Raw genomic sequence first — 12,490 nt, 5'->3', positions numbered from 1 at the left:
GCTCGGCGCTGGTCAGCACCGGTCAGCGCCGATCGGTGACCTCCGCGATCGTGAGCGCCGTGTTGATGAGCGCGAGGTGGCTGAGCGCCTGCGGCAGGTTGCCCCAGTGCGCGCCGTTCGCCGGGTCGATCATCTCCGCGAGGATGCCGACATCGTTCGTCATGCCGACGAGTTCGTCCATGGCGTCGATCGCCTCCTCGTGGCGGCCGACGCAGGCGAGGGCGGAGGCTCGCCAGAACGCGCACGCGACGAAGGTGAACTCCTCCTGCTGCACCCCGGAGTAGCGGTACAGCAGTGCGCCGTCGCCCAGCTCGGCCGTCAGCGCGTCGATCGTCGAGGACATGCGCTCGCCCTGGTCGAAGCCGCTCATGGCGTGGAGGAGCACCGAGGCGTCGAGGTCGTCGCTGCCCGGGTGCATGACGTACGCGCCGCGCTCCTCCGACCAGCCGTGCTCGTCGATCCACTCGCGGATCCTCGCCTGCTCGGCCCGCCAACGGTCGGCGCTACCCGCCACCTGCCCGAGCTCCGCCAGGTGCACGGCGTCGCCGAGCGCCTGCCAGCAGCCCATCTTGGACGAGACGTAGTGCTCGTCGTCCGGCAGCTCCCACATGCCGGCGTCGCGGTTGCGCCACAGGTCGCAGGTGCGGTCCGCGACCTCGGCCAGCAACCGACCCGTCTCGACGTCGAGTACGTTGCCGGCGTCGACGTAGGTGCGGCAGATCGCGATCAGGTCCCCGTAGACGCCGAGTTGCAGCTGCCCCTGGGCCGGGTTCCCGCTGACCACCGGGCCGATGCCGCGCCACCCGGCGACGTCGTGCTCGACCACCCCGTCGGGTACACCGCCCTCGAGGCCGTAGAAGATGTGCAGCTCCGGCCCGTTCTCGCGGATGGTCCTGAGCAGCCACGAGACCGCGGCGTGCGTCTCCTCGCGGAGGCCGAAGCGGACGAGCGCGTGCGCGGTGTACGCGAGGTCGCGCACCCAGGCGAACCGATAGTCCCAGTTCTTCGCCCCACGAGGGTTCTCCGGCAGGGACGTCGTCGCCGCGGCGGCGATCGCGCCCGTCGGGCTGAAGATCAGCAGCTTGAGGGCGAGTGCGCTGCGCTGCACCTGCTCGCCCCACGGGCCGTCGTAGGAGAACGCCCGCGACCACGCACGCCAGTTCTCGATCGTCCGGTCGATGCCGGCGTCGACGTTGGCGGGCACCGGCAGGTGGATGGGCTCGCCGTGGGTGGCGACGACGATCAGGAGATGACGGGAGTCCTCGCTCGTGGTGAACCGGCCGGTGAGCTCCGTGGCGCCGGATCCGTCGCCGTCGACCGGTGCCGGGCCGTGCTCGTCGCCGACGACCGCGATCGTCGTGGCCCCGGAGCGGATGATCGGACCGCGGGTGCTGTCCTCGATCCACGGGGACGCCGTGCCGAGCGCGGTCCCCGGTCGCACCCGCCACCGGAACTCGACGCTGCCGGAGATGCCGTCGATGCGGCGGGCGAGCTCGGCCCACGGGAGGCGCCCCGCGATGCCGGTGACGAGGGCGTCGGTGATGGACGCACGCCCGCGCTCGGTGGTGAACGTCGTCCGCAGCACGTTCGTGTTGGCGACATAGCGCCGCTTCACGGTGTACTCGCCCACCGGCTCGAGTTCGATGCACCCGCCGGTGTCGTCGTCGAGGAGCCTCGCGAACACGGGCATCGAACTCAGGTCGGGGATCGGCAGCCAGTCGACCTGACCTCGCATGCCGATGAGGGCGACGGTGCGCCCGTCGCCGATCGGTGCGTACGAACGGAGGTCTTCGCCAGCTGCGGTCATGCGATTCACCCTACGAGCCGCATCCCGGATCCATCGGGGCTGGCGGGGTCCCCACCCGACTGCTAGCACTGTCCACCTCGCCCTGGCCGGGCGTCAACCCCTGGAGGCGGATCTCTCGGATCGGCTTGGGTGGAAGGACCGCACACCGCAGCATGCCCACATCCACAGCAGCACAGGGAGGAACACCATGAATCAGCCCGCTCAGCAGCAGCAGCCGCCCGGAACCGAAGGAGCGCTCACTCCGGAGGCCGACCACGGCGAGACCAGCTATCAGGGCTCCGGCAAGCTCGAGGGCAAGGTCGCCATCATCACGGGTGGTGACAGCGGCATCGGGAAGGCCGTCGCCATCGCCTACGCGCGGGAGGGCGCCGACGTCGTCGTCAGCTACCTCGACGAGGACGAGGATGCGGCCGACACGGTTCGCTGGGTCGAGGAGGCCGGGCGGACCGCGCTCAGCATCGGCGGCGACCTGACGAGCCCCGAGCACTGCCGCGAGATCGTCCGCGCGACCGTCGAGCGCTTCGGCAAGGTCGACATCCTCGTGAGCAATGCGGCGTACCAGATGACCCGCGAGAGCCTCGCCGAGATCCCGGACGAGGAGTGGGACCACACGCTCGCCACGAACCTGAGCGCCTTCTTCCACCTGAGCAAGGCGGCCGTCCCGCACATGGCACCGGGATCGTCGATCATCGCCACCAGCTCGGTGCAGGCCGATGCGCCGACGCCGCAGCTCATGCCGTACGCCATGACGAAGGCCGGTCTCGCGAGCATGACCTCGTCGCTCGCGCAGATGCTGGGCGGCGACGGTATCCGGGTGAACGCCGTCGCCCCCGGCCCCATCTGGACGCCGCTCATCCCGTCCACGATGCCGCCGGAGAAGGTCGAGTCGTTCGGGACGGACACCCCGCTCGGGCGCCCGGGACAGCCCGCCGAGGTCGCGCCACCGTACGTGCTGCTCGCCTCGGACGAGGGCAGCTACATCTCGGGTGCCGTGATCGCGGTCACGGGCGGCAAGCCGATCCTCTGACCGGCGACCGGGCCGACGGGACGTCCCAGATGGGCGTTCCGTCGGCCCCTCCCGTCACTCCGCCTGGTCGGTCCGCTTCGAGCTCTCGACCTCGGCGTAGATGCGTCGGAGTGCGAAGAGCAGGTTCTCCCCGCCAGGGTCGTCGGCCGGGTCGTCGGCCGATCCACTGGCCGATCCACCGTCTGGTCCTGCTCGGTTCACCGCGTCGACGTGGGCCGACCTGACCGCACGCCGAAGCGCGACGAGCGTCCGATCCGAGGTCTCGAGGGCCTCCGGGAGCCGTTCGTCGTCGATCGCGGCGTCGACGAGATTGGCCGCGGCGTCCAAGGCGTCGGCCAGCGTCCCGCGAACCTCCGTCCCGAGCCGCACGGGCACGGGGATCCCCCAGAGGGCAGCGCGGAGCGCGTCGCCGAGTTCCACGACCGCTGGGGCGATCCGCTCGAGCGCCTCCAGCGCACCCTGGTCGCCACGGAAGTCGTGCTTGTTCCATCTGGTCCGCGGGTTGGCACGACGGCTCTCCGCCGCGTCGCGCACGAGTCCCCGTGCGGCGTCGATGTCGTGCCGCAGCGACGTCACGGATCCCTCCCACGGTGGCGGGTCGTCGGGCGCCGGCTCCGTCTCGGACGACAGGGTCGTCGACATGGTGCGGAGGGCGTCGACCATGCGGGCGCGCGCCGCGGTGATGCCCGCGGCCGATTCCCGGACGAACAGTGGCGGCATGATGAGCAGGTTCACGAGCAATCCGACGAGCACGCCGAGCGCCATCTGCACGAGGTAGCCGAGCGAGAACTCGTTCGCGTTGGCACCGCCGATGATGATGACGAAGAGGGCGGCGATGGGCACGTAGTCGCGTCCCTGTCCGAGGCCGGGCAGACCGGCGAGGATCGTGCCGAGCCCGACGGAGAGGGCGACGGACACCCAGCCCGGTGCCGGTGAGACGATGAGCGCCCAGGCGAGGCCGATGCCGAGTCCCAGCCCGATGAGGGTCTGGAAGCTCGACCGCACGGAGTCCATGAGCGTCGGCGTGAGACTCACGAGCGCGCCGAGCGGTGCGTAGTAGGAGAACTCTCCCAGCTCGCCGGGGATGAAGCCGCCGAGGAACCAGGCGGCCGTCGCGGCGATGGCGGTCTTCAGCGCGAGCATCAGCCGCCACGGGCGAAGCGCAGGCGTGATCCAGGCACGGAGCCGCTGCCGGGGTGTGCGGATGCTCCCCGTGCTCGTCTCGCGGGCCTTCACCGGATCATCGCTCATCACAGCCGCCATGCTGGTCTCGCCCTGTCAGGGCGTCAACCCCCACCCGCCGATCAGCTCTGCGGCCTAGCGTTGGTGTCGTCATCTCCGATGGCGACAACCAGGAAGGAAGCGAACATGACGAACGCATCTGCATCATCCTCACGTCCCGACGCGGAGGAGATCCCCGACGGTTCGAGCTCGGACGGCTCCGAATCCACCGATGGTGAGGACACGGCCTCGGGTGGCGGCGCCGAAGACGAGTAGTCGCTGAACCTGGGCGCACGACCTCGGGTGGCGGCGTACGAAGACGAGTGATCGTCTCCGGACGCCGCCCCTGGTCATCGACTGCGGGTCGCCGTCCGGTTCTCCGCGCTGATCATCCACGCGAACTGTTCCAGCTGCTGGATGATCGCGTGGAGGACGTCCGCGCTCGTCGGGTCCTCTTCGTCGACGTCGTCGTGGACCCGACGCATCGTGCCGACGGTCGCTTCCAGTCGGACGGTGATCAGGTCGATCGTCTCGGTCGTGTCGATCTCGCCCTGCGGGTACTCGGGCAGCGTGGTCGTCTCGGCGACGATGTCGCTGCGGCCGTCCGGCACGGCGTGCAGGGCCCGCATCCGCTCGGCGACGGTGTCGCTGAACTCGCGGGCTGCGTCGATGATCTCGTCGAGCTGCAGGTGGGTGTCGCGGAAGTTGCGTCCGACGACGTTCCAGTGGGCCTGCTTGCCCTGGATCGACAATTCGATCAGGTCGACGAGGACCGCCTGCATGTTCTCGTCGAGGGCCTTCGACGCGACGAAGCCCTTCTCCGCGTTCTGACGGCGGGTGGGCTTCGCACCGGTTCCTCCGGCAGCCGATCGGGTCGTGCTGGTCTTCTCTGCTGTTGCCATGGTTTGGCACCTCCTCCACGGGAGGGTACGCACCTCGGGTGAGGATTCCGGGCCCCTTGACACGACCTCCGGATCGTTCCACTCGCGCTCGGGCGTGGGCAGCGGGTGGGCCCTGATTGTGCATCACGCGCGTGCCGAATGTGCACTGGCTGGGAATTCACGGCCTGGAGTCTTATGGTGAAGCATCACATCGCGCGAGACTCCGCGCGACGCACGATGAGGAGAGCACGACCCGCCATGGGAAAACTGATCTACGGTTCCGAGGTCTCGATCACGTTCGAGGATCGGCTGCTGGCTCACCTGCAGTTCGTCATCGGAGGCAAGCTCCGACGGAACGAGGCGTTCTACTTCGGGTGGAAGGACGACCCGCGGGCCGGCGACGGACGCAGCGTGATCTGGATCCACCCCTCGGTGCCGTTGCGCTTCAAGTACTCGGGCAGCGTCCCGATCGACCTCAATCGCGCGTGGATCGACGCGTTGAACGTCACGGCGAACTCGGCGCACGGCCTGTCGGTCATCGCCGAGCCCGCTCCGAACCGGACAGGACAGAACGCATGAGCCGTATGGAGATCGTCTACCAGGGCCTCCCGTATTCCATCGCCGTCACCGACCCGGACGCGTTCCGCGCCGAGGTCCTCGACAGCATCGCCTCCGGAACGTTCCGGTGGTTGCAAGTCGATCGCGGGGAGGGGCAGCTCGAGCCCATCAACCTGCTCATCGGCCCGGGTATCGGCATCGCCATGGGGACGCCCGACGGTGAGTCACAAGACACCCCGGCAGCGACGATGCCCCTGACGGCGGATTCCGACCTCCTCTCCTGACCCCACTGAGCCCCACCGCGCATAGCGCAGATGACCCGTCGAAGGCAACAGTTTCGATCGACGATTTCAAGCTTCCTAGACTTGTCCGGCGGACATTGAAGTGGGTCTCCAGGCTGGCCGCTCGACACCGACGCATCTCGTCGCGTCGATCGACGGAGGTCCGGAGAAGGGCAGACACCATGGGCGCGATCGTCTACGGAACGGGCGAGAACCGTTTCCACCTCGAAGACCGGATGTTGGCTCATGTGAAGACCATCACCCTCATGAAGCTCCGCCGGAACGAGTCGTTCTCGGTGACGCTGCGCGACACCTCGACGGAGCGCGGTCGGGTCACGCTCTGGTTGCACCCGTCGATCCCGTTGCAGTTCAGCTTCGAGTCGGATGAGACGTTCGAGATGGACCGCCCGTTGTTGGAAGACCTCATGCACGGCGCCAACGGCGGCGAAGTCACCGTCCGCTCGGACGTCGAAGAACTGGCCTGACGGACCGTGCACGCGGCATGAAGCCGCTCCGATGGGCCGCACGAACCAGGAGGGGCTTCGTGTGGCCCATCGGAGCGGCTTCACGCCGTCCGAGCGAGTGGATGCAGTGCTGCGGCGCCCCGGTGCGGCAGCGCCTCAGTCCACGACGGTGAAGCGGACCGCGTGCAGCGCCTCGGCCCGTGATGAGCCGCCTACACGCAGCTCGAAGTCCCCGGCCTCGACCACGCGGCGCCCGCGAGTGTCGACGATCGTGCACTCGGCGACCGGCAGCTCGATCGTGACCACCGCGGTCTCGCCCGGCTGGATGGCGACCTGACGGAACGTCTTCAGTTCCTGGTCCGCCCAGCTGACCGACGTGACCAGGTCGCTGACGTACACCTGCACCGTCTCGAGCACAGGACGGGTCCCGGTGTTCCGCACCTCGATCTCCGCACGCACGGTGTCCGTGCGCTCGTGGACGACCTGGTCGAGGCGGGGCTCCCCATACTCGACGGTCGAGTACGACAGGCCGTCGCCGAACGCGAACGCCGGGTCCTGGGTGAGGTCGGCGTAGCGATCGCCGTGCTGGCCGCGGATCTGGTTGTAGTACGTCGGCTGCTGGCCGGCGTGCCGGGCGAACGAGATCGGGAGGCGTCCGGTCGGCTCGATGAGGCCGAGCAGGAGTTCGGCGATCGCTCGACCGCCCTGCATGCCGGGGCTCGCCGCCCACACGATCGCGTCCGCCGCGAGCGCGGACGGCGGGAGGACGAGCGGCTTCGAGGCGAGCAGTACCACCACGAGCGGGGTACCGGTGGCCGCCAGGGCGTCGAGGAGGGCGATCTGACCACCGACGAGTTCGAGGGTCGCGGTGGAGCGGCCTTCGCCCACGAGTTCGATCCGGTCGCCGACCACGGCGACCACCACGTCGGCCTGCTCGGCCTGGGCGACGGCTTCCGCGATGAGTGCCGCGTCCGGCTCGGCCGGGGTGACGAGCGGTGGACGAGGTTGTCCGTCGGGGAAGGTCGCTCCGGTCGGATCCGGCGAGAGCGTGAGGATGCCGGCCCCGAACGCGGTCGTGACCGTGCTGCCCGCCGGTGTCATCGCCCGCAGGCCGTCCAGCACGGTCGTGATCAGCTCGCGCGGCTGGCCGTCGGGCAGCCACCCCGCCTGACCGGAGTTGCCCGCCCAGTCGCCCAACTGCATCTGCGCGTCGTCGGCGAGTGGGCCGACGACGGCGACGCGCACCGGTCCGACCGCGGACGGTGCGACCGCACGGCCGGTCTCGTCGGCACGGTAGCCGCCACTGATCGGCAGGACGCCCTCGTTGCGGAGCAGGACGAGCGAGCGACGAGCGGTCTCGAGGTTGAGGTCGGTGTGTGCCGGCGAACCGATCACCGCGAGTTGCTCGGCCGGGTCCGGGTGCCGTGGGTGTTCGAAGAGCCCGAGGGCGAACTTCAACGTGAGGATGCGACGGACGGCGCGGTCGAGGTCGGACTCCTCGAGCATGCCGCGGTCGAGTGCTTCGAGGGCTCCGTCGAAGAAGCCGGGCGTGTTCATCACCATGTCGTTGCCGGCGCGGATCGCTGCGGCGGAGGCGTGGACGCGGTCGGGGCTCACCTGCTGCTCCCACACCATGCGCCCGACGTTGTCCCAGTCGGTGATGAGGGTCCCCTCGTAGCCCCACTCGTCGCGGAGGACGTCGTTCAGCAACCATTCGTTGACCGTGATCGGGACGCCGTCGATCGACTGGTAGCCGAGCATGAAGCTGGCGCACCCCTCGCGGGCGACGCGCTCGAAGGGCGGCAGGAACCAGGACCGAAGCTTGCGCGGCGAGATGTCGGCTTCGCTCGCGTCCCGGCCGCCCTGCGTCTCGGAGTACCCGGCGAAGTGCTTCGCGGTGGCGAGGATGGCGGTCGGGTCCGTGAGGCCGTCGCCCTGGTAGCCGCGGACCATCGCCGAGGCGAGCTCGCCGATGAGGAACGGGTCCTCGCCGAAGGTCTCCCCCACGCGTCCCCAGCGGAGGTCGCGGGCGATGCAGAGCACGGGCGAGAACGTCCAGTGCACGCCGGTCGCGGCGACCTCGACGGCTGTGGCCCTCGCAACACGTTCGAGCAGCCCGGCGTCCCAGCTGGCGGCCATGGCCAACTGCGTCGGGAAGATCGTCGCACCGAGGTGGAAGGAGTGGCCGTGGATGCAGTCCTCCCCCACGATCAGCGGGATCTGGAGTCGTGTGCGCCTGGTCAACGCATGGGCCGTCGCGAGCCGCTCGGGCGACGCGTGCAGGATCGAGCCCACCTGGGTCTCGAGGACGTGTGCCTCGATGTCGTCGCGCGCGTCGAGCTGCATCATCTGCCCGACCTTCTCGCGCACGGTCATGCGACCGACGAGGTCGTCGACCCGCGCGGCGATCGGCAGGGTGGCGTCGAGGTAGCGGGCGGTCTCGGTCTTCATCGTTCGGTCGCTCCAGCGCGTTCGGGGTCGGTCGTGTCGGGTCGGTCGGTCGTCGGGGTCGTGCGGGCTCGTGTGACCGCTTCGGTACGGACGGCGGTGACGCTCGCCCCCGGCTTGATGCCGCGCTTCCGCAGCGCCCTGGCGCGCTCGCCCGCCGACCGCAGCCGCGGGTTGACGTACTCGTCGATGCCGAAGTTGATGAGCGACAGCGCGACGCCGAGGAGCGCGATGCACACACCGGCTGGCACGTACCACCACCAGAAGTCGGGGAACGCGCCGTTCTGCTGCGCCCAGAACAGGATGGTTCCCCAGTTGAGGTTCGTGATGGGGATGACACCGATGAAGGCGAGCGTGGTGAGGCCGAGGACCGCCGCGGTGACCGTGCCGACGAAGCTCGACGCGATGATGGCGGTGAGGTTCGGCAGCATCTCGACGGTGATGATCCGGAAGAGGGACTCGCCGTTCGCCTTCGCCGCCTGGACGAAGTCCCGGTTCCGCAGAGACATCGTCTGCGCGCGGAGGACCCGGCCGCCCCACGCCCACCCGGTGAGGGCGAGCACGCCGGCGATGAGGAACAGGCTCGGGTCGTCGTACTGCGACGCCACGATGATCATGAGCGGCAGGCCGGGGATGACGAGGAACACGTTCGTCAGGGCCGACAAGGACTCGCTCGTGAACCCGGACACGTACCCGGCGGTGACGCCGATGGCGACCGCGATGATCGTCGCGAAGACCCCGGCCAGGAACCCGACGACCAGAACGCCGCGGGTGCCGTAGATGAGCTGGCTGAGGACGTCCTCGCCCATGTGGGTCGTCCCGAGGAGATGCGCGGCCGACGGCGCCTGCCGGAGCGCGGTGAAGTCCTTCTCCAGCGGTCCGTACGGGGCGAGCAGGTCGCCGAAGACCGCGACGAGGACGAAGAACCCGAGGATGCACAGGCCGGTGATCGACTTGCCGTTGCGGAACATCGCGAACGACGCACCGAACCGGGCGCCCAACGAGCGACCTCGCGGGTTCGGCTTCGGAGCGGTGGCGAGGGCCTCGGTCGTGGCGCGGGCGTCTGCAGTGACGGCCTGGGTGGTGGGGATGGTCATGTCAGGACTCCATCTGGCGGGTGCGGGGGTCGAGCACCGCGTAGGCGACGTCGGCCAGGATGTTCGCGACGAGGACGGTGAGCGTGATGACGAGGAACAGGCCCTGCATGAGCGGGTAGTCCTTCGCCGTCGTGGCGTCGAGCAGGAGTTTGCCGACGCCCGGGTAGGAGAAGACCATCTCCATGACGATCGTGCCGCCGACGATGAAGCCGAGCGAGAGCGCGAAGCTCGACAGCTGCGGCAGCATCGCGTTGCGGGCGGCGTAGTCCACGAGCACCCGGCGGGTGGGGAGGCCCTTCGCCTGCGCGACCGTGACGTAGTCCTCGTCGAGGACGGTCACCATCATGTTGCGCATGCCGAGGATCCACCCGCCGAGCGAGGCGAGCACGATCGTCGCCGCCGGGAGGAAGCCGTGCGCGATCACCTGCCCGATGAAGTCGAGCGTGAACTCCGGTCTCGACCCCTTGCCGTAGGCGTGGGAGGCGGGGAACCAGCCGAGGAGGGTGGAGAACACCGCGATCGCGATGAGTCCCATCCAGAAGTACGGCACGGTGGAGAAGAAGGTGGAGAGCGGGACGATGAAGTCCGCCTTGCTCCCCCGCCGCCAGCCGATGAGGGCGCCGATGGACGTGCCGAGGACGAAGGAGAGGATCGTCGCGATGCCGACGAGGCCGACCGTCCAGGGCAGCGCCGCCGCGATCACGTCGGTGACGGGTGCGAGGCCCTTCGAGAAGGACCGACCGAGGTCGCCCGAGAAGAGCAGCCGCCAGTAGTCGAGGTACTGCTCGAGCAGCGACTTGTCGGCGTCGAGGCCGAACAGGGTGCGGAGCGAGTCGGCGGCCTCGGGGCTGATGCGGCCCTGGTTCTTCGCGATGTACGCCGACACCGGGTCGCCCTTGAGCATGCGTGGCAGGAAGAAGTTGATCGTGATCGCGGCCCAGGCGGTGAACGCGTAGAAGGCGGCGCGGCGGAGGAAGAAGGTCATGGTCGGCTCCCTGCCGATTCGGAGAGCTGCTCGCCGGCGAAGTGGCGGTCCGGGTCTGGTGACGCGTTGCGCAGCGCGAGCGTGTAGGGGTGCTGGGGGCGGAGGATGACGTCGTCGGCGGGACCGCGCTCGACCACCTCGCCGTGGTGCAGGACCATGATCTCGTCGCTGAAGTGGCGCGCGGTCGCGAGGTCGTGCGTGATGTACAGGACCCCCAGCTGCGACTCGCGCTGCAACTCGGCGAGCAGGTTGAGGACCCCGAGTCGGATGGAGACGTCGAGCATCGAGACGGGTTCGTCGGCGATGAGCAGGGAGGGTCGCGAGGCGAGCGCGCGGGCGATGGCGACCCGCTGCCGCTGACCGCCCGACAGCTCGTGTGGGCGCCGGTCGATGGTGCCGGCGGGGTCGAGCTGCACGCGCTCGAGGAGCCGGTGCACCTCGTCTTCGACCTCCGCCTCCGGCACGACGTGGTCGAGGCGCAGCGGACGCTCCAGGTGATGCCGGATCGTGTGCGAGGGGTTCAGCGAGGCGAACGGGTCCTGGAAGACCATGCGGACCTGCTGCCGGTAGCGGCGGAGTGCGCGACCTCGCCGTGGGATGGCCTTCCCGTCGAGCAGGATGTCGCCGCTCGTCGCCCGTTCCAACTGGGTGAGGATCTTCGCGATCGTGGACTTGCCGCTGCCGGACTGCCCGACGAGCGCGAGGGTCTGGCCGGAGCGCAGGGTGAAGCTCACGTCGTCGAGTGCGAGCATGTGGCCGGAGCCGCGCACCCGGTAGCGCTTGGAGACGTGGGAGAACTCGAGGGTGGTCATGCGGTCACTCCGGTCTGTGCGCCGCGGACGAAGTCGCCGCGTTCGCCGGTGAGGCTCGGGAAGGAGGCGAGGAGCTTCCGGGTGTACGGGTCCTTCGCCTGACGGTAGATGCGCTCGGCCGTGTCGATCTCGACGAGGCGGCCGGCGCGCATGACGGCGATGCGGTCGGAGATCTCGAGGAGCAACGGCAGGTCGTGGGTGATGAAGATGACGGAGAAGCCGAACTCGGTGCGCAGCTCGGAGATCTGCTGGAGGATCTCGCGCTGCACGAGCACGTCGAGCGCGGTGGTCGGCTCGTCCATGATCATGAGCTGCGGCTTCAGGGCGAGTGCCATCGCGATCATGACGCGCTGGCGCATGCCGCCGGAGAGTTCGTGCGGGTAGGACTTCAGCCGGTCGCGGCCGACGCCGACGATGTCGAGCAGCTTGCCGGTCTCCTCCCGGCGCTCGGGCCGGGTCATCCCTCGGCGGTGGGTGGTGAAGACGTCGTCCAACTGGCGGCCGATCGAGGTCACCGGGTTCAGGGCGTTCATCGCGCCCTGGAACACCATGGAGGCCTTGTCCCAGCGGAACGCGCGCATCTCCTCCTCGCCGAGCGTGCCGAGGTCGACGTCCTCGCCCGATTCGTCGTGGAAGACGGCGCTGCCACCCGTGATGACGGCCGGTGGTTTGAGGAGCCGTTGCAGGCCATAGGCGAGGGTCGTCTTGCCACAACCGGATTCACCGGCCAGGCCGAGGATCTCGCCGCGACGAAGGGTGAGCGAGACGTCGCGCACGGCTTCGACCGGGGGTTCGACGTCGTAGGTGACGCTGAAGTTGGACACTGTCAGCAGGTCGTCGTTGGTCACTGCGTGAGTCCGTTCTGTGCTGATGAGATGCGGGAGGTGACGGGCGGGGCGGATGAGCGCC

At 69.2% G+C, this 12,490-nt stretch carries 13 protein-coding genes; 5 read left to right on the top strand and 8 right to left on the bottom strand.

All coding sequences use genetic code 11. The annotated features are described in order from the left end of the window. Positions 1–22 precede the first annotated feature (22 nt). Positions 23–1,807, bottom strand: coding sequence for a glycoside hydrolase family 15 protein (locus ITJ57_RS03820; protein ID WP_194668923.1), 1,785 nt, complete (start codon positions 1,805–1,807; stop codon positions 23–25). 187 nt (positions 1,808–1,994) lie between these two features. On the opposite strand from ITJ57_RS03820, the gene ITJ57_RS03815 reads away from it, so the two are divergent. Further along, positions 1,995–2,834 carry an SDR family oxidoreductase gene (locus ITJ57_RS03815; protein ID WP_194668922.1) on the top strand — a complete coding sequence of 280 codons (840 nt, stop codon included), beginning with the start codon at positions 1,995–1,997 and terminating at the stop codon, positions 2,832–2,834. A 54-nt stretch (positions 2,835–2,888) separates the two neighbouring features. On the opposite strand, the gene ITJ57_RS03810 is transcribed toward ITJ57_RS03815, so the two are convergent. Further along, complete coding sequence (locus tag ITJ57_RS03810) at positions 2,889–4,085, bottom strand: FUSC family protein (protein ID WP_194668921.1); 1,197 nt, start codon at positions 4,083–4,085, stop codon at positions 2,889–2,891. Between the two features lie 117 nt (positions 4,086–4,202). Here ITJ57_RS03810 and ITJ57_RS19595 point away from each other — a divergent pair, with 117 nt between their 5' ends. Further along, positions 4,203–4,331, top strand: coding sequence for a hypothetical protein (locus ITJ57_RS19595; RefSeq protein ID WP_255353626.1), 129 nt, complete (start codon positions 4,203–4,205; stop codon positions 4,329–4,331). 74 nt (positions 4,332–4,405) lie between these two features. On the opposite strand, the gene ITJ57_RS03805 is transcribed toward ITJ57_RS19595, so the two are convergent. Further along, a complete protein-coding gene (locus tag ITJ57_RS03805; protein ID WP_194668920.1) occupies positions 4,406–4,957 on the bottom strand; it encodes a Dps family protein in 552 nt (183 codons plus the stop codon). 237 nt (positions 4,958–5,194) lie between these two features. Here ITJ57_RS03805 and ITJ57_RS03800 point away from each other — a divergent pair, with 237 nt between their 5' ends. The 3 genes from ITJ57_RS03800 (at position 5,195) to ITJ57_RS03790 (ending at position 6,260) form a co-directional block, all read left to right on the top strand. After that, positions 5,195–5,515 (top strand): hypothetical protein, encoded by a 321-nt coding sequence (locus ITJ57_RS03800; protein WP_056009234.1) that lies wholly within the window; start codon positions 5,195–5,197, stop codon positions 5,513–5,515. Continuing rightward, positions 5,512–5,778 carry a hypothetical protein gene (locus ITJ57_RS03795; protein ID WP_194668919.1) on the top strand — a complete coding sequence of 89 codons (267 nt, stop codon included), beginning with the start codon at positions 5,512–5,514 and terminating at the stop codon, positions 5,776–5,778. The genes ITJ57_RS03800 and ITJ57_RS03795 overlap by 4 nt, the downstream gene beginning before the upstream one ends. A gap of 179 nt (positions 5,779–5,957) precedes the next feature. Beyond that, positions 5,958–6,260 carry a hypothetical protein gene (locus tag ITJ57_RS03790; RefSeq protein WP_194668918.1) on the top strand — a complete coding sequence of 101 codons (303 nt, stop codon included), beginning with the start codon at positions 5,958–5,960 and terminating at the stop codon, positions 6,258–6,260. A gap of 135 nt (positions 6,261–6,395) precedes the next feature. Here the strand turns inward: ITJ57_RS03790 and ITJ57_RS03785 are convergent, their stop codons facing one another. The 5 genes from ITJ57_RS03785 to ITJ57_RS03765 are packed head-to-tail and all read right to left on the bottom strand — an operon-like array spanning position 6,396 to position 12,429. Next, the gene (locus ITJ57_RS03785; RefSeq protein ID WP_194668917.1) at positions 6,396–8,690 is read right to left on the bottom strand and encodes a glycoside hydrolase family 3 N-terminal domain-containing protein; all 2,295 of its coding nucleotides are present in this window, start codon (positions 8,688–8,690) and stop codon (positions 6,396–6,398) included. Next, positions 8,687–9,784 carry an ABC transporter permease gene (locus ITJ57_RS03780; protein ID WP_194668916.1) on the bottom strand — a complete coding sequence of 366 codons (1,098 nt, stop codon included), beginning with the start codon at positions 9,782–9,784 and terminating at the stop codon, positions 8,687–8,689. The genes ITJ57_RS03785 and ITJ57_RS03780 overlap by 4 nt, the downstream gene beginning before the upstream one ends. A 1-nt stretch (position 9,785) precedes the next feature. After that, positions 9,786–10,769, bottom strand: a complete 984-nt coding sequence (locus ITJ57_RS03775; protein WP_194668915.1) for an ABC transporter permease — start codon at positions 10,767–10,769, stop codon at positions 9,786–9,788. Then, entirely contained in the window at positions 10,766–11,581 is an 816-nt protein-coding gene (locus tag ITJ57_RS03770) for an ABC transporter ATP-binding protein (RefSeq protein WP_194668914.1), read from the bottom strand. The genes ITJ57_RS03775 and ITJ57_RS03770 overlap by 4 nt, the downstream gene beginning before the upstream one ends. Further along, positions 11,578–12,429, bottom strand: a complete 852-nt coding sequence (locus tag ITJ57_RS03765; RefSeq protein ID WP_194668913.1) for an ABC transporter ATP-binding protein — start codon at positions 12,427–12,429, stop codon at positions 11,578–11,580. The genes ITJ57_RS03770 and ITJ57_RS03765 overlap by 4 nt, the downstream gene beginning before the upstream one ends. Positions 12,430–12,490: the final 61 nt, after the last annotated feature.

Origin of the sequence: Plantibacter sp. VKM Ac-2880 (assembly GCF_015351235.1) — a bacterium.
Taxonomy (GTDB): Bacteria; Actinomycetota; Actinomycetes; order Actinomycetales; family Microbacteriaceae; genus Plantibacter.
The sequence above is the reverse complement of the archived record's forward strand: the minus strand, read 5'-3'. Positions and strand labels throughout refer to the sequence as shown.